Here is a 16,774-nt window from a genome sequence, read left to right as displayed (position 1 = left end):
TGGATTCGTCAGGCCGCAAAGCTAAATATAGGTCACATTGTGTTGCTTTCATGGCGACCCACAGAGGTTACACAAATCCGCCACGCAGTGCTCACTCTGATCTTCGGGGGCTTGTAAGGTATTGACTTATAAGTGATAATTGAGGCTCCGGAAACCGCCTTGGGCTCATCCCGTCCGCCATGTTTCTCGAAGTCTTCGATACGATCGATCGCTTGATTGCCTGAAATGACGTTTCGGTCGGCAACACGATCGCACCAACTGATGCTTGCTGCCCATCGACTGGCAAAGGCGGGATAGCATGATCCAGATTTGCGGCATCGAACCTTTTCCACCGACGGCCTCCTTCGATTTCCCGCAGACTGCCGTGTCAAACGACTCCTGCCGCGACATTGGTCGTTTCGCCCGCAAATGCAGGTTTCCAAACGCCGATCTAACCGATAAGTTGCCGATCCGGCCGCAAGGCCGCTGGTGGCTGGCCAACAGGTGCGAACAGTGACCGGGCATCGCTCTCGCACCTGCCATCGCTTCTCATCCAGATCGTCTGACCGTGACCCCTGCTGCCCGTCTGCAAGCCATCCTTGAGCTCATGTCCGAAGTCGACAGCGTCGCGCGCCCCGCGGATGCGGTCGTGTCCGCCTGGTTTCGTGCCCGCCGTCAGATCGGCGAAGAAGACCGGGGCGAGATCATCGCCACGCTGCATGCGCTCTTGCGCCATCAGGCCCGGCTGGGCTGGTGGCTCGATCGGCACGGGCGCAAGGACACCCACCGCAACCGGCTGCTGGCCTTTCTGACGCTGGTCGAGCGGCGCACACCGGATCAGATGAAGCGGCTGTTCAGCGGTGCGAAATATGCGCCCTCGATCCTGACCGAGGCGGAACACACGCTGGTGGTCAAGCTGCATGGCGGCACGGTCGACAGCCCCGCCATGCCCGAGGATGTGCGGCTGGAATGCCCGGATTGGGCGGCCGAGGCGCTGCGGCGCCGCTTCGGGGCGGAATTCGCGACCGAGATGGCGGCGATGCTGACGGTGCCGCCGCTCGATCTGCGGGTGAACACGCTCAAATCCACGCGCGAGACGGCGCTGCGGGCGCTGCGCGACATCGGTCTTCCGGCCGAGCCTTCGGCGGTGGCGCCTTCGGGCATCCGGGTCACCGCGCGGCTGTCGCTGGGGCGGCTGCCGGGGCTGAAGGACGGCGCGATCGAGATTCAGGACGAGGGCTCGCAGCTTGTTGCGCTGCTGGTGGCGGCGCGGCCGGGCGATCGTGTCGTCGATTTCTGCGCGGGCGCAGGCGGCAAGACGCTGGCGATCGCGGCGCAGATGCAGAACAAGGGCCGGATCATCGCTTGCGACGTGAACGAGGGGCGGCTGAAACGCTGCGCCGAACGCGCGCGCCGGGCCGGGCTGCAGAATGCCGAGACCCGGCTTCTGGCCAGCGAAACCGACCGCTGGGTGAAGCGCCACAAGGCCAGTTTCGACCGCGTGCTGGTCGATGCGCCGTGCAGCGGCACCGGCACCTGGCGGCGCAATCCCGATGCGCGCTGGCGCTCGCCGCAGGAGCAGGGCGTGGACAATCTGGCGGCGCTGCAGGGCCGGATCCTGGCCAGCGCGGCGCGGCTGGTGAAGCCGGGCGGGCGGCTCGTCTATGCGACCTGCTCGCTGCTTGCTGAGGAAAACGAGGATCGGGTGGCGGCCTTCCTTGCGGCGCATCCCGATTTCTCGGTCGTGCCGCTCGCCGAAGTGGCGCCGCAGCTGACCGGTTCGGCCCATCCCGACTATCTGTCGCTGACGCCTGCGCGCCATGACACCGACGGCTTCTTTGCCGCGGTGCTGCAACGCGCCGCGACCCCGGCCCCGTCCGAAGACGAGGCCTGAGCCCGGCTCATTTCTTCGGGAATTTCGGAAACGGCACGCCCTTGGTGGTGAAGGTCTTCGCCCCCGGCCCCGGTCGCGAGGAGCTGCGCTTCGGCGCCGCTTTGCCCGCCACGGTCTTGCCGGTTCCGGGCGGCTGATGCCCGGGCACCAGATGGTTCACCCCGGTGCCGATCAGATCGGCCCGGCCCATGTCCTTCAGCGCCTCGCGCAGAACCGGCCAGTTCTCCGGGTCGTGATAGCGCAGGAAGGCCTTGTGCAGCCGCCGCTGCCGTGTGCCGCGCACCGTGCCCACGGGCTCCGAGGCGCCGCGCCGCACGCCTTTCAGCGGGTTGATGCCGGTGTGATACATCGCCGTCGAGGTCGCCATCGGCGAGGGCAGGAAGGTCTGCACCTGATCGGCCCGATAGCGGTTCTTCTTCAGCCACAGCGCGAGGTTCAGCATGTCCTCGTCGGTGGTGCCGGGATGGGCGGCGATGAAATAGGGGATCAGGAAATACTTCTTGCCCGCCTGTTTCGCCGCGGCGTCGAACATTTCCTTGAACCGGTCATAGGTGCCGATGCCGGGCTTCATCATCACGTCAAGCGGCCCGCGCTCGGTATGCTCCGGCGCGATCTTGAGGTAACCGCCGACGTGATGGGTCACCAGTTCCTTGATGTAGTCCGGGCTCTTCACCGCCAGATCATAGCGCACGCCCGAGGCCACCATCACCTTCTTGATCCCCTTCACCTCGCGGACCTTGCGATAAAGCCGGATCAGATCGTCATGCGAGGTATCAAGGTTCGGGCAGATGTCCGGGAAGACGCAGGAGGGCAGGCGGCAGGCGGCCTGAATCTTCGGGTCCTTGCAGGCCATCCGGTACATGTTCGCGGTCGGGCCGCCAATATCCGAGATCACCCCCGCAAAGCCCGGGGTCTTGTCGCGGATATGCTCGATTTCGCGCAGGATCGAGGCTTCCGAGCGGCTCTGGATCACCCGCCCCTCGTGCTCGGTGATCGAGCAGAAGGTGCAGCCGCCAAAGCAGCCGCGCATCACCGTGACCGAGGTCTTGATCATGTCCCAGGCCGGGATCTTCGCCTCGCCATAGGACGGGTGCGGCGCGCGGGCATAGGGCAGGTCATAGACCGCGTCCATCTCCTCGGACGACAGCGGGATCGGCGGCGGGTTCAGCCACAGATCGCGGTCGCCGTGCCGTTGCACCAGCGGCCGGGCATTGCCCGGATTGGCCTCGCGGTGCAGCACGCGCGAGGCGCGGGCGTAGGCCTCGCGGTCGGTTTCGACCTGCTCGAAGGAGGGCAGGCGGATCACCGTGTCGCCCGTCGTGCGGCTTGCGCCCTCGTCGGCGCTGTCGAGATCGTCGGCGGGCAGTTCGGTGTAGCCTTCGGGCACCGGGCGGAACAGCGCGACGCCGCGGATGTCACAAAGCGCGCGGGGGCTTTCCCCGGCGGCCAGACGTTGCGCCACCTCGACCACGGCGCGCTCGGCATTGCCGTAAAGCAGCAGATCGGCCTTGGCATCGGCGAGGATCGAGCGGCGGACCTTGTCCGACCAGTAGTCGTAATGGGCGATGCGGCGCAGCGACGCCTCGATCCCGCCAAGGATCACCGGCACGTCCTTGAACGCCTCGCGGCAGCGCTGGGTGTAGACGATGGTCGAGCGGTCGGGCCGCTTGCCGCCTTCGCCGCCCGCGGTATAGGCGTCGTCGCTGCGCAGGCGCCGGTCCGAGGTGTAGCGGTTCACCATCGAATCCATGTTGCCGCCGGTCACGCCGAAGAAGAGCCGCGGCTTGCCGAGCGCCTTGAACGGCTCGGCCGATTGCCAGTCGGGCTGCGACAGGATCCCGACGCGGAAGCCCTTCGATTCAAGCAGGCGGCCGATGATCGCCATGCCGAAGCTCGGGTGATCGACATAGGCATCGCCGGTGACAAGGACGATATCGCACTCGTCCCAGCCCAAGGCCGTCATTTCGGCCCGGCTCATCGGCAGGAAAGGTGCGGCGCCTTCGCCCGAAGACCGTCGGCCCGCGCGCGGTGTGGTGGAATTTTGAGAGATGGACATTGTGCAAGGTATAGGGCGCGCGCGGTGTGATTTCAACTCGGCCAGCAGCATCGCGGAAAGACGTTTCGGGCCGGTCGTGTCGGGGGATCAACCCGATGCGGGGCGTCTCGTCTTGTCGGTGACGGCGTCCCTGCACGCGCTGCGACCGGGGTCACAGATCTATCTGCGCCCCCGGTTGCCGGAAGCTCGCCTGCACGTGGCGCCCGGGCGCGGGATGGGCCGACCTCACTTTTGCGCAAGGAGCGAACAAGCGCGGCGCACGCACAACTCGTACCCTTCGGTGCCGAAGCCCGCCATCACGCCATCGGCACGCCCCGAGACAAAGCTGTGGTGGCGGAAGGTCTCGCGCTTGTGGACGTTCGAGATATGGCATTCGAAGACGAGACCGTCATAGGCATTGAGCGCATCCAGAATGGCGACCGAGGTATGGGTGAAAGCGCCGGGGTTGATGACGATCGCAGCGGCTTCCTCGCGGGCGCGGTGGATCGTGTCGATGATCACGCCCTCGTGGTTCGACTGGAACAGTTCGATCTTGAAGCCAAGGCTTTCGGCAAGGGCGCGGCAGCGGTTCTCGACATCGGCGAGCGTGTCGGCGCCGTAGATTTCCGGTTGGCGCTTGCCCAGAAGGTTCAGGTTCGGGCCGTTGAGGATGAAGATGGTTTGCGACACGGGGGCACTCCTGCGGTTTGCGCCAGCCTAGATCGGGGCGGCGCGAAGGGCTACTGGAAATCCGGGGCGCGCGCCCCCGCGCCAATCGTGACTTTTCGGGCGAAGAACGAGGCTAAAATCCTGTTTCGGATAAGAAAATGATGACGGGAGCAGGCGGCCCAAAGATGCAGGGGCTGCGGCCGTCTGTCGTTTCAAGGAAAGATCATCGCCGGTCGCATCTTGCGGAAACTTCAGAGGCCGCGCCAAGGCAGGAGCCTTCCCACGGGCAAGGAAAGGAGCGCTGTCTCAAATGCGTTGAACCTCAAACCGTTCCGGTTTGCGGTCTCTCTTCAACTCGGATGCGGAAGAAGTGGCTGGGGTACTAGGATGCCCACAAACCAAAACAGATGGTCTGATTCCTCTTTTGAACCAGTGCCTTGAGGGCGCGCCGCAAAGACCGCATCAGCATATGTGCAACCACGGATGCTCGTCCCCATGCAACCTCGCCACGGCCTTTCTGTCAAGCGCAAGTGCGAGGTATGCACTGCCGCCGGGTGTTTGTCCGCTTCCCGGCGACAGGCCCGAGGTCAGAGGAATGCTGCCATTGCGCGGTCGTTGGCCCTTTGATGCGAAGGGACGCCTTCCCAAAGATCGCGCTGTGCATCAAAAAATACTTTGCTGCACACCCCGAGAGGCCCTGATGAGCGTCACCTCCCATTCTCGTGCCGCGCAAGTGGCCTACGCGTGCGGCCCATTGCGGTCGGTCGAAACGGGCTTCATGCGGCGGTGCGGTTGCCCCGAAGCGGCCGTTTATGGTGTGGTGCAGAAAAATCCCGAGCCGGCTATCGCTGGGGGCAAGTCAGTGTCAATAAACTAGGGGCACCTCACTCCGCCAAGCACGACCGAACGCCACCCAAATCCAACCTTCTCTGGGACCGAACGGTTCGTTAACGCTTCTAGGCCCAAAGTGAGGTAGGTTCCCCGACATCTGCAGGGGGAACCATGAGTTCATTTGTCAGCTTCAACCAGTTCGTACGACACGGCGGCCACGCGACCATTGTCCTCGGCCTTCGTGCGATTGAACTTGCGATGGAGCTAAAGCACGCGCGACTGGACAGTACCGTTACGGATGCATTTGAACAGCGGCTGCGCGAGCTTGCGGCAGAGAATTGGTCCGCCTTGACGGGAGCGTTCGCGCGTGCAGGCATCGTCGCTGATCCGACTGTCGAAGACGTAGAGACCGAGATTTCCCGCGAGCGGGCTGACTTTTCGGAACAGGCTTCAGCGATCATGGCAACCACTGACCCGAGCGTTGCTGACGCCGATGTTTCGACACTTTCCGATTGGCTCGCGCGTCGATTTCTGACCCAGATCAACGAATGGCGCCAACGACGGTTGGGCGTGACCCATTTTGTCTGGCGGACGCAGGACGATGAGAAGGTCCGCGCGGCGCACGCCGAACGCGATGACAGGGTCTATTCCTGGCAAGACGAATTCCCCGATGGTCCGCCCGGTCACGGCTACAACTGCCGATGCGTCGCCGAACCGGCGATCGTCGACGGAACGATCCTGCTCACAGATTTCCCGACATCTCCAGACCTCAGCGAGAGGATAGCCCAGGCGCAAGCCGACGGGCTCACCGACGCAGCGGCAGATGCAGCAGCAGGCGGTGCGATTTCGGTCTACAATCTGTTCCGCTTTTCGTGGCTTGGTTACCGGCGCCTGTTCGGTGTGATCACGCCTGAGGAGGAGGCCGAGCGCCTCGCCATGCGCGAAAGCCTGGCCAGCGCCATTCGAGCGCTCGCCGATCTCGACGCCGAGACCGTCCGCCAACTGAGCGAAGCCTTCGTCGACTATTTCGACGCCAGACACGCGGACCTGCGTCTGCTCGACCTCGAATTCCGTCTCGGGCTCGCCTCGGAAGACGCATTGCTCAAGGCCTATCGCGACGTCGCCTATCTGGACGCAGCGACAACGCTCGGGGGCGTGGTCCTTACGACGACGCTCGCACGGCTTGGGGTAGGGGTAGCACGGCTCTCACCGCGGGCAGCAATCGTCGGCTTGCGCTCGGCTGCCCTGCGCATCGACGGCATGATCGCCATGCGGAGCGCCACGGTCGACAGCTTCGTCGCGCGCAGATTTGCCGAGTTGGCAACGCAGGGGCACGGCCCGCAGCGTCACGAAGGCGCGGTCACTCGACAGATGCTGATCGACCGCGTGTTGCTCGGCATAGATCCGATGACCGGGACTTCGAGAGACGGCGTGACCGGGAGACCGCACCGCGCGCCACCGATTGCCAGCCGTATCACGTCGCCTGAGGCATTCGTTGCCGCCGAGCGCTTCGTGCGGCGAACGCCCGAATATCGCGCGGCTCGAGACGCTGCGCAATTCGAACCGGCATATCAGCGCGGCAGCTTCCTCGTCGTTCTTCCTTTGGAGGACGCGCTTGGCCCGGACTACCTGCGCCTCGTAGAGGGAGTCAGGACTGCCGGCGGAGGCGCCATCAGCGCAGATTTCGATCGTGGCAACCTGCTGGCTGTATTCCGCCATGTGCAGGGCAGTGAACCTGCGCTCGTCACCATGTACCCGATCACGAGGTAGAAAATGGTCAGCCTAGACAGTTGGAAAAGGACTATGTTCCTGCTTTGTGGGCCGGAGACCTACGATCCCGACGCCTTGAAGGCGGGTCTTGAGATTGACCCTGATGACTCGCGCCGATTCCGGGAACGCTTCGAGGCGGTCTTGCGGTACAGGCCGTTGACTGCCGACGAATACGAAAAGGATATCGGGTTCCATTTTGACAATGACGAAGAGATGTACGGCTACCTTCGGGCGATGTTCGACTTTCTTTTCCAACGCGGACCATTTCCGGAATGACTTTTTTGGCGGCATTGGCCGGGATTGGCGACGAGCCTGTGCTGGTCACGATGTATCCGATGGAAGCGCGACAATGAAATCTCTCGACCTGCGGACCCAGGCTTGGCTGGATGACATGTTCCTCTATTGCGGGGCGAACGTGTATGGCCCGGACAAATTGAAAGAAGAACTCGGGTGGTCGAGCGAATGGTCTGAGCGCCTGCGTCGGAATTTCGATTATGTCTTGGGAAACCGGTCTCTGACCGCTGACGATTACGCGCGCAGAACGGACATCGAATTCGAAAACGACGAAGCGCTGTTTGCGTACGTCGAGGCGCTGCGTGATTTTCTTTTTTTGAACGGACCTTATCCCGAATTCGAAGGCTGAGCCAGGCTGGAGAACGTTCGACGGCAGGCCCACCCCCTCCATCGAATGACTGCTTTCGGGACGCGATCGCGGAACCGCACGGCGCGGCCACCGTCCGCTTTCCGCCCCTCACGTTTGTCTTGACCGAGGAAGGCCGCGCGCTTTACGAGCGCACGGCGCCGCATCTGGCGGCCCTTCTGGCGGCGGGGGCAGAGTTGCGCGGGGGCCGGGGGGCGGTGCGCGGGGTGTTGCGGATCTCGGTTCCGGCGCTGCTGGCGCGGTTCGGGATCGCCGCCTTCGCCACCGATTTCCTGCGCCATCACCCCGAGGTGACGCTGGAGATCGACGTCGACGACCGGTTCGTCGATCCGCTGCGCGACGGCTATGATCTGGTGATCCGGGCCAATCCTGCGCCCGAGTCCGAGCTTGTCGGGCGGCTTTTCCTGCGCACGCGCGGGATCGTCGCGGCGGTGCCGGATCTGCCGCGGCCCGAGGCGCCCGAGGCCGAGGTGCCCGCTGTCGTGCTCTCCTCCCGGCCCGCGCCGGAGATCTGGACGCTGCTCTTTGAGGGGGCGGAGCGGCGCCTGCGTCACCGCCCGGTGGTGCGATCCTCGTCGATGCTGCTCGTCCACGAGGCGGTGCTGGCAGGCGCGGGCGCGGGCATCCTGCCCTTGTCGCTGGTTGCCCCGGATCTGGCGGCAGGTCGGCTTGTGTCCTGGGGGCAGATCGGCGAGGCCAATATCGGCGCCTGGGTGCTGCATCCGCCCGGCCATCTGGTCCGCCCGGCGGTGCGCGCCTTCGTCGAGGAAATGACCCGGTTTTTCCGGGCCGATACCGCAGAATGATCGCTCAGCGTTCTGGAAACCCGCTCTGACGGATCGGCCGACCTCACATGCTCGAAAGTCCGGGATCTTTGCCCAAAGGCGAGCACGCCCTTGCCTGCGGTTCGTGGCGCGACGGTCGCCGCCGGGTGGTGGCAGTCCACGTCGAACCCCCTCAAGACAGGGGACATCGCGCCTGGTCCACACGCGTCGACCCATCCGGGCGAGCCCGGCCCATACGGTCTTCGGCGATGCCAAGATGACCACCGCATTGCTACCGCATTGCTCGACCGCCTGACCCACCCCTGTCACATCCTTGAAACCGGAAACGACAGCTTCCGCTTCAAGGCGTGCTCAGCCGCCGCAACCCGCAAAAAGAAGGAGTGAAACCCACCCTTGCCCCACGACTGACGAAATATCCATAATCAGGGGTGGCTCAATTCTCGATGGAAAGCCCGGCTCAGTTCTGGGTGGAAATAAATGCTGCGGCTTCTCGAAGTGCCGCGAAACGAGGCCTATACGAAGACCGCACTCGCTCACTCGCCAACAAGGCCAAAATCCTCTTACATTACGGGCGGCAACCAAAGAAGCGGCCCGCTAAGCTGGAGATCAATTGTGAACGCCTGATATAAGTCTTGTCTTTCTTGTTGATATAGGTGGAGCTTTTTCGCTTTTTCTCCTATTTATTTTCAAGGCCACTTCAACTATTTTCTGAGTTCCATTTCTCGTTCACGATCTGTGCCATTTCTCTCTTTCCGATCTTTTCCTCATCTCCTCTCCCCCTTCTTCATCAACTACGACATAAAACCTGCTAAAATACCTGCGGCAGGAGTTTCACGGCTTCATAAAGGGGGCCAAGCGGCTTCTCGTCGCGGCGATAGTTGGCCTCGTTGGTGTCGGTCGCCACATGGCCCATCAGATCGCGACGATCGATGTCGGGCACCATCTGTGTGCGCCCATCGGCTTCGCGCAGGTTGATCAGCGTATCGTTGACATACCCGCGCAGGCTGTGCAGGCACAGGCCTTTCGGGGCGTCCGGAAGGCTTCGCTCAAGGCATTCGCGCCAGACATGATCAAGCGCCCAATGACGTCTCGGGGCCGAATTTCGGGTCATAACTCGGCCGCGCATCCGTGTCGCGCAAGACCGCGGCGCGTTTATTGGCGGGGATCGCCTCGGGGAAGAGGATTGGCGCGCCGCGGTTGCGCGCCTTTTCGACGAACTCCAGAAATCCCTCTTCGATCAGGTGCGGATGCAGGGGGATGCGCCGCTTGGAATGGCGATTCTTCAGGCCGCGCAGGTGGTTGGGGCGCACCGAGATGAACGGGATGCCGTTTTCCTCGCTCAGGTCGGTGGCCTGCAACCCTGCAATCTCGCTGCGGCGGGCGCCGGTGTAGACAAGCAGCAGGTTGACCCAGAAATGGTGATCCTTGACCACCTTCTTGCCGGGCGTGTGGCGCCGGTATTCCGATTTGCACCCGGTCCAAAGCGGGTGGCTGAAGACCTTGCGGACCTGTTCAGCAGTGAAAACCGGGCGCTTCTCCGCGTCGGTGCGCTCTTCGGGCGGCAACAGATGTGCGGTTGCCGGGGCGAAGGCGGCGCCATGGCCTTCTTGAGCGGCGTAGCCGATGATCTCCTTCATCACCGTCACATGACGCTTGATCGTTCCGCGCGACACGCCGATCGCGTCGCGGGGCAGGTTGCGACAGGTGTCGAGCAATTCGCGATAGGTCAGATCCTGTTGCGAAGGTGATTTCCAGTAATACTTTGGCAGGTTGTGCTCCATCTCCCGCCCGAACAGGTCGAGGTGATGCTGCCGGATCTCGGTCACCCGCTGCACACCGGTCAGATAGATGAACAGCGTGACGGTCTTGAGCTTTTGCGTGCAGCTTTCGTCCTTGGCCCGCGACCGGCGGTTCATGCGCACGGTGGTGCCGAAGAGATCGGTGCCGAAAATCGCCTCGGTTTGGGGCGCGGAGGCGTGCCCGTCGAATGGACCGATTTCGGGCTGGTTTTCCGCCTGCTCTCTTTGCGCTTTGAGGGTCGTCGCCGTGAAGCGGCCTGTGATCAGCTCAACGCCCGGGGTGAGCGGTGCGACAGGATCGGGCGCGGGGCCGGAGGGGAAGGGTATCGGCGCTGCGACAGGGGGCGTCGTCTTCGGGAGAGGGTCCGCAACGGCGACTGGGGGCGTGCCGCGCCAAGCATGTCGTGCAAGAGCGCGATTGCTGCGCCGCGCGCGGCTTCGGCCCTGTGCAGCGGCACCGCCTCGACGGCCTCATGTGCCGCCGCGCTGGCCTCGACGGCGGCCCAGCGCAGCTGCAGCTTGTCGAAGGCGGTCAGATCGCGGTTTCCGAGAAGGGCGATGGCCCGGCGTTGGATATCGTCATTGAAGGCCGGGCGCAGGAAATGCTGGAGATGGGCGTCGTACAGGCTCCGGGCGGTTTCGCTCTCTCCGGCCTCGAGCGCGTTCGATCTTTCGGTCGGCATTTCTTCGCGCAGGCCATCTTCGACCATCCCGCGCAACACCAAGGCCTCCAGCCGGTTCTTGCGGGCTTTCTCGGAGGTGAGCGAGCCGTCGATGCGTTCATGCAGGCGCTGTTCACGCAGGCTGCCCAGATAGCTGAGCAATTCTGCATGAAAGAAGGCGGTGATGTCCGCGTCCGACAGGGGGCTATGGAGGGTGTCCGTCAGCATAAGGTCCATGTGCGCAGTGAGCTGCACGCATAATTTAAACGCTGTCCGGGCGTCTGTCGTCGCAAGCCGAGACCATCACCGGTCGCATTTTTGGGGAAAACCCCGGGACGCGACGACGAAAATAGAAGCGCCCTCGACGCTGGCAAAGATAGGGCGTGACCCTCATGACGACCTCTTCTCAAAGTCGCTGACGAGGTCCTGGCCGCTTCGGGTTCTAGAGGGATGCACGGGGTGTTTGTGTAACCCGGTGTGCAACCTCTTGTGTAACCTGCCCCCAGAATTCCCAAGCCGCAGGGGCAAGGTGTCTGTTTTTCAAGGCTGATCTGGAGGTTTGGCTGGGGTACTAGGATTCGAACCTAGGAATGGCGGTACCAAAAACCGCTGCCTTACCGCTTGGCGATACCCCAACGCTGTGCGGCGGTGTTTAGCCAAGGCTGCGGGGGGGCGCAAGAGGAAAAATCGCGAAATCTGCGACGGAATTTTTCCGCCGAAATCCGGCCCTCGCCGCGAAGCGCTCAGGCCGTCGGGCGGGTGAAGACATAGACGATTCCCGTGACCATGACCGCAGCCACCGTCGCCGCTTGCCACAGCGGCGGATGGCGCAGGCCGATGAACAGGCCCAGCCCGAATGTGGAGCCGCACAGGGCCATCACCTTGCCGCGCAGCGGAATGGCGCCGCGGTCTCGCCAGTCTCGCAGCATTGGCCCGAAGCGGGGATGTGTCATCAGCCATCCCTCCAGCCGTTCGGAGGATCGGGCGAAAAACGCTGCGGCGAGGATCAGAAAGGGCACGGTTGGCAGGACCGGCAGGAAAATCCCGACGAAGGCAACGGCGGTAAAGATCAGGCCAAGCATCATGTAGACAGCCCGTAACAGGCGTTCCGCGGGGGGTATGCTCGGGCATGCGCTGCTCCTGCCTTGCGGCCACGGGGGCGGGGATCCATCTCAGGATGTAGAGGGCAAGCGCAGGATTGCAACGCCCGGATGGCTCCGGTTTGCGGCGCGCCGCTGCAAGGGCCCTGGGGGGGCGCCCCCTAGGCTGCGCCCAAAGGGGGGCCGAGTCGTGATCGTCGGTCCGCGCAAGGGGCAGAGCACCCGGTGCAGCAGCGTCGGGGATCGGTCCCGCCGCACCCGTTGCGTTTGATTTGTGCAGATGTGGCGATCCCGAGAGGACGGCGCAAATTTTGCGATATCAGCAGGATAGCCTGTAAATCTGCAAAATTGATGCTCATTAGATTTCAATGGCTTGCAGGCGACATTGTAAAATTGATTGGGTCATATCGAACTATGCGACAAGAGCCTACCGAAAGTATAATCTGCACTATGTGCATTATGCTGGGCACTATGCGCAATCTGCATAGTGCCCGATTAATCTCCCAACCCCCATCGCGGCGGGACCGGCCGTCCGGTTCTCAAGGTTGCCGCCACGGAATAGGCGATCTCGGCCGCATCCGCCGCAGTGCGCGGACTGTATCCGGCGTCGATCAGCAGGCCCGTGATCTGGGCAGGCTCAAGAGCGTCGAGCGGGTGCATCAACCTGTGCGCCCGCTCTAATCGTGCCCGCACCTGCTTTATTGAGGTGACGGTCATGCCGCCCACGCCTTCACCGACGACAGGACGTATCCCTGACCCTCTTTTGCCGCCGTGTTGAGGTATCCACGCAGTCCGATTTTCCCTGCATCGGTGATTTCTGTGTCATACACAGAGAACAGATCGGCCCCATTGAGGACGCAGGTCAGCACGCCGCCGAGCATCCGCAGGCCCAGTTCGTATTCGGACGCCGCCGTGTAGGCGAGCAGACGATATCCGAGGATTGTGGTCGTCCCGGCAACGACTTTTGAGATACTGATCGTTGGGGCAATTGCCGTACCGCCGCTTCCGGAGTTGAACGCCAGCGACACCGCATAGTAAGTGCGCGCAGTGCTGTCCGAACGGCCCGTCACCCCAAAACTGTTGTTGTTGCTGACGGCGTCGAAACCGTTCACCAGAAACGACGCCCGGATTTCATAGTCCGCGGTCGGCGGCGCGGCAGAGGCCAAATAGAACGGCGACGCCCCCGCGCCGGTGACATAGGCCCTTCCGTCCGCCTTGACGTTGATGGTCGCGGTGTTCAGCGGATGCTTCGCCCACGTCGCGCCGATTTCCCCGGTATGGAGTTCCAGCGCTTTTGTCGTGGCTTCGCCCGAAAATGTGTCGAGCAAGATCAGGCCCATCGACCCAGCCGCGACAGGAGTTGCATTGGCGGTTGCGCTGGCAGGCCCGGCGCCAACTCCATTCACCGCGCTGACCCGATAGGTGTAGTTGGTGCCGTTCGTCAGACCAGTGTGCGTGTAGCTCGTCGCGGTCGAGACGGATTTGGTGACGGTTGACCAGTTGGCCCCGCCGTCTGTGCTGACCTCAATCAGATAGTCAGTGACGGCGCTGCCGACACCGCCAGCGCGGTCCCAGTAGAGCGTGACTGAGCCCGGAGCCGCGACGGCATAGAGCTTCTTGACCTGAGACGGGACGCCGGGGGCATTCGCCGCCGCCATCCGCAGAGCCGGAACAGACCTGCTGCCAATCAAACGTGCATCGGCGGCCACAAAACCGGCATACGCGTTCCCGATATCACCATCTGTTCCCTCAGACGAGACGAAAGCGGCGTACGGGATGCGGTCCCCCACGCGCTCTTGCACGGACATCGTGTATGCCGCCGCGGGGGAGGCCTTGGCATAGCGAGAGGCATACCCGATACAGACCCACGGCAGGTTGGGCGCGGAGACCGCGGTCCTGAACGCCGCGATCTGGGCGTCCAAAGCCGCCCCCGCCACATAGGCATAGGCGTAGGACGGATACGCGCTATCATCCTCGCCCTGATGCCAGAGCACGCCCGAGAGCTGCCATGTCGGATGCGCGGCCATGACTGCATTCGTGCGCGCAATCATGTCGGCGTAGAGTGTCCCGGCAGTGCCCCATTTCGATGCGTTGAACGACGCCCCGGCGTAGGCGCACGGGATCAGCACGATATCGACGTCTGGGTTTGCGGCCCGATAGTCCACCACGAACTGCTGCGCAGAGCTCAGTTTTCTGGCCGAAACCGGGGTTTTGTAGTGGTTATGCAGCGGCAGCATGTTCGAAATGATCTGCGCCGACGTCGCCGCGATCTGCGTTGCGCCGGATGCGATCATATCGTCCACAATCGGGGCTGACCAGCGCTCCAACTGATAGACACCAGTCGGCCAATCTGCGCCATTATCCCATGTCGCAGTCTCTGTGGCGTTGCCAGCCCCTGCCACGATGAACACGTGAGTTTCGCGCGTCGCGCTCGCCGTCGCGCTGGCCGTCGCACTGGCCGCGCCGGTTCCGATCGCGTTGATCGCCGACACCCGGTAGCTGTAGGCCGTGCCGTTTGTAAGCCCAGTGTCGATGTAACTGGTGCCGGTGCCGACCCCATCCGAAACGGTCACCCACGATCCGCCGCCAGACTGCCGCTCGATCACGTAATCCGTGATGGGGCTGCCGTTACTGGCCGGAGCGAGCCACCCGAGAGACACTTTGCCGTCTCCTGCCGTCGCCGTCAGGCCAGTGACCTGCGCAGGTGCCGCCAGCGCCGCCGCGATCGGCCCAACTGCAGCGGAAGTCGCCGTCGCGCCCCCTGCCGAGTTTGTCGCGGTGACCGCAACCGTGATGCTCGCGGCGACGTCAGCGGCCTGCAGAGCATAGGTCGAGGCGGTGGCCCCGCTGATCGCGACGCCATCGCGCGCCCATTGATAGGCCAGAGAGGGCGTGTCGCCGTCCCACGTGCCAGCGGTTGCCGTGAGCGTCTGACCAACCGCACAATTCCCGCTGATCGCAGGGGAAACCCGCGAGATTGGGGCACCTGTCACGATGCGCCGGAACTCAGCGTAATAGCGACGGCCCAGCTCTCGCTCAGATGCGGCGGTGAAATGGATATTTCCTGCCACGGCGGGCAGGAAATCGGATTTTGCAAACCCGGCTTTGGCCACGCGAAGCGGCGTTTTCTCCAGCGCGCGCCCGACCGATAGCGTGCTGTAATAGCCGCCGTCGACCAACTGCCCGCAGATGAACGGCGCGTTCGCTGCCCCAGTGATGGACGCGCGCCACCGAGCGATCAGCGCATCAAGATGTGCAGCATACTGCGCCTCGGTGAGCGAATAATCGTACTCGCCCTGATGCCACAGGATACCGACGATGCGGTTGACGCCGCCAGCCTCCAGAACCTGTGTCATGGCCGCATTGGCGCGAGCGATGGCGTTGGTATCGCACGACCCGCCAGCGGTCCAGAACCCACCCGAGAACGTCGTGCTGCCGCGCGCCACAGGAACCAGCAGGACTTTCCGATTGGCGGGCATGTTCGCAAGATGCTGCTTGGCGAATGTCATGCCCATGCCGACAGAGTTGGCGAATTGGTCGTAATGTTCCAACGGGTCAGAGGCCAACGTCACGGTCTGCGACGAATACCCGAACTGCAGGATGCGCGGATCGGTAGCATCCAGCACCGCGTCGATGCCGGTACCGATCCCGACCATATTCGACTGACCGGCGAGGATGAAAACATCGTAGCCAGCGACGTCCCCAACAGCCGCGGCAGGCGTCGCGCTGGCCGTCGCACTGGCCGCGCCGGTTCCGATCGCGTTGATCGCAGACACCCGGTAGCTGTAGGCCGTGCCGTTTGTAAGCCCAGTGTCGATGTAACTGGTGCCGGTGCCGACGCCATCTGAGACGGTCACCCATGATCCGCCGCCAGCCTGCCGCTCGATCACATAGTCGGTGATTGCCGATCCGCCATCGCTGGGGGCGGTCCACGCAAGCGCAACCTGCGCGTCGCCAGCGGTAGCCGTCAGGCCGGTGACCTGTCCGGGGGCGGTCGCGCCAGATCCCGCCGTGATCGTCACCGCGAAACTGTCGCTGGCGCTCCCGCCACCATTGCTCACCGTGACCACGCCTGTGGCCGACCCCGCCACATCCGGCGTGCCCGTAATCTGCCCTGTCGTCGGATTGATCGTCGCCCAGTCCAGCCCGCTCAGCGACCACAGCAGGCCGCTGCCCGTGGCATAGCCTGCGCAGTTGACGGTCACGCCCGTGCCAACCGGCGCGGTCAGATCAGGCAGGCCAGACAGTGTCGGCGCCGCGGGACCGGGGATACCAGCACCGCCGCCACCGCCGAACATGATCGAGAGACCGAGCCCCATCATTCCCACCCCGTCAGGCCGGTTGCCGTGGTGCCCGTCGCCCAGATGCGGCTGGCCCAGATCGAGTACGAGTTAACCGGCAGCGGGCCAGTGGTGCAAATCTTGCCCGTGCGCGCATGAGTATAGCGGATCGTGCCGCCCGCAGTGCCGATCGTCACCGCACGGATGGGCGCAGGAAGATCGACAGTATCGCTCGGGGTGATGGCATTGCCGCCGAGAGACGGGGCGTCGAGGCCGGGCGTGTGGTACTGGAATTGGTCGGTCATAGCG

13 protein-coding genes, 1 tRNA gene and 1 pseudogene are annotated in these 16,774 nt (G+C 63.6%); 6 read left to right on the top strand and 9 right to left on the bottom strand.

The genetic code is table 11. The features are described from left to right. The first annotated feature begins 586 nt into the window (after window positions 1-586). On the top strand, window positions 587-1,873 hold the full coding sequence (locus ACTTAI_RS16470) for an RsmB/NOP family class I SAM-dependent RNA methyltransferase (RefSeq protein WP_444452593.1): 1,287 nt from the start codon (window positions 587-589) through the stop codon (window positions 1,871-1,873). A gap of 7 nt (window positions 1,874-1,880) precedes the next feature. Here the strand turns inward: ACTTAI_RS16470 and ACTTAI_RS16465 are convergent, their stop codons facing one another. Continuing rightward, complete coding sequence (locus ACTTAI_RS16465; RefSeq protein WP_444452592.1) at window positions 1,881-3,929, bottom strand: YgiQ family radical SAM protein; 2,049 nt, start codon at window positions 3,927-3,929, stop codon at window positions 1,881-1,883. Window positions 3,930-4,154: 225 nt separating this feature from the next. Beyond that, window positions 4,155-4,598 (bottom strand): type II 3-dehydroquinate dehydratase, encoded by a 444-nt coding sequence (aroQ, locus tag ACTTAI_RS16460; RefSeq protein WP_444452591.1) that lies wholly within the window; start codon window positions 4,596-4,598, stop codon window positions 4,155-4,157. A 981-nt stretch (window positions 4,599-5,579) separates the two neighbouring features. Here aroQ and ACTTAI_RS16455 point away from each other — a divergent pair. From ACTTAI_RS16455 to ACTTAI_RS16435, 5 genes and pseudogenes are all read left to right on the top strand, one after another. Further along, a complete protein-coding gene (locus ACTTAI_RS16455; RefSeq protein WP_444452590.1) occupies window positions 5,580-7,178 on the top strand; it encodes a phage minor head protein in 1,599 nt (532 codons plus the stop codon). Window positions 7,179-7,211: 33 nt separating this feature from the next. Continuing rightward, window positions 7,212-7,454, top strand: a complete 243-nt coding sequence (locus tag ACTTAI_RS16450; protein WP_074555898.1) for a hypothetical protein — start codon at window positions 7,212-7,214, stop codon at window positions 7,452-7,454. 73 nt (window positions 7,455-7,527) lie between these two features. Beyond that, entirely contained in the window at window positions 7,528-7,821 is a 294-nt protein-coding gene (locus ACTTAI_RS16445) for a hypothetical protein (protein ID WP_444452589.1), read from the top strand. 119 nt (window positions 7,822-7,940) lie between these two features. Next, window positions 7,941-8,645: a substrate binding domain-containing protein gene (locus ACTTAI_RS16440; protein ID WP_444452588.1), complete on the top strand. Its 705-nt coding sequence runs from the start codon at window positions 7,941-7,943 to the stop codon at window positions 8,643-8,645. A 217-nt stretch (window positions 8,646-8,862) separates the two neighbouring features. Continuing rightward, window positions 8,863-9,008, top strand: a pseudogene (locus ACTTAI_RS16435) (ATP-binding protein); the annotation flags it as partial. A 424-nt stretch (window positions 9,009-9,432) separates the two neighbouring features. Here the strand turns inward: ACTTAI_RS16435 and ACTTAI_RS16430 are convergent. From ACTTAI_RS16430 to ACTTAI_RS16400, 7 genes are all read right to left on the bottom strand, one after another. Further along, window positions 9,433-9,735 carry a hypothetical protein gene (locus ACTTAI_RS16430; protein WP_444452587.1) on the bottom strand — a complete coding sequence of 101 codons (303 nt, stop codon included), beginning with the start codon at window positions 9,733-9,735 and terminating at the stop codon, window positions 9,433-9,435. Continuing rightward, complete coding sequence (locus ACTTAI_RS16425) at window positions 9,695-10,540, bottom strand: hypothetical protein (protein WP_444452586.1); 846 nt, start codon at window positions 10,538-10,540, stop codon at window positions 9,695-9,697. The genes ACTTAI_RS16430 and ACTTAI_RS16425 overlap by 41 nt, the downstream gene beginning before the upstream one ends. A gap of 146 nt (window positions 10,541-10,686) precedes the next feature. Then, window positions 10,687-11,313 (bottom strand): hypothetical protein, encoded by a 627-nt coding sequence (locus ACTTAI_RS16420; RefSeq protein ID WP_444452585.1) that lies wholly within the window; start codon window positions 11,311-11,313, stop codon window positions 10,687-10,689. Window positions 11,314-11,645: 332 nt separating this feature from the next. After that, window positions 11,646-11,720 (bottom strand) — tRNA-Gln (locus ACTTAI_RS16415). A gap of 108 nt (window positions 11,721-11,828) precedes the next feature. Further along, window positions 11,829-12,170 carry a YbaN family protein gene (locus tag ACTTAI_RS16410; protein ID WP_444452584.1) on the bottom strand — a complete coding sequence of 114 codons (342 nt, stop codon included), beginning with the start codon at window positions 12,168-12,170 and terminating at the stop codon, window positions 11,829-11,831. A 728-nt stretch (window positions 12,171-12,898) separates the two neighbouring features. Beyond that, a complete protein-coding gene (locus ACTTAI_RS16405) occupies window positions 12,899-16,507 on the bottom strand; it encodes a sialate O-acetylesterase (RefSeq protein ID WP_444452583.1) in 3,609 nt (1,202 codons plus the stop codon). Beyond that, window positions 16,504-16,770 carry a spike base protein, RCAP_Rcc01079 family gene (locus ACTTAI_RS16400; RefSeq protein WP_444452582.1) on the bottom strand — a complete coding sequence of 89 codons (267 nt, stop codon included), beginning with the start codon at window positions 16,768-16,770 and terminating at the stop codon, window positions 16,504-16,506. The genes ACTTAI_RS16405 and ACTTAI_RS16400 overlap by 4 nt, the downstream gene beginning before the upstream one ends. Window positions 16,771-16,774: the final 4 nt, after the last annotated feature.

The organism is Rhodobacter capsulatus, from assembly GCF_052363175.1.
Classification (GTDB): Bacteria; Pseudomonadota; Alphaproteobacteria; order Rhodobacterales; family Rhodobacteraceae; genus Rhodobacter; species Rhodobacter capsulatus_D.
This window is presented reverse-complemented; position numbering and strand designations above follow the sequence as displayed.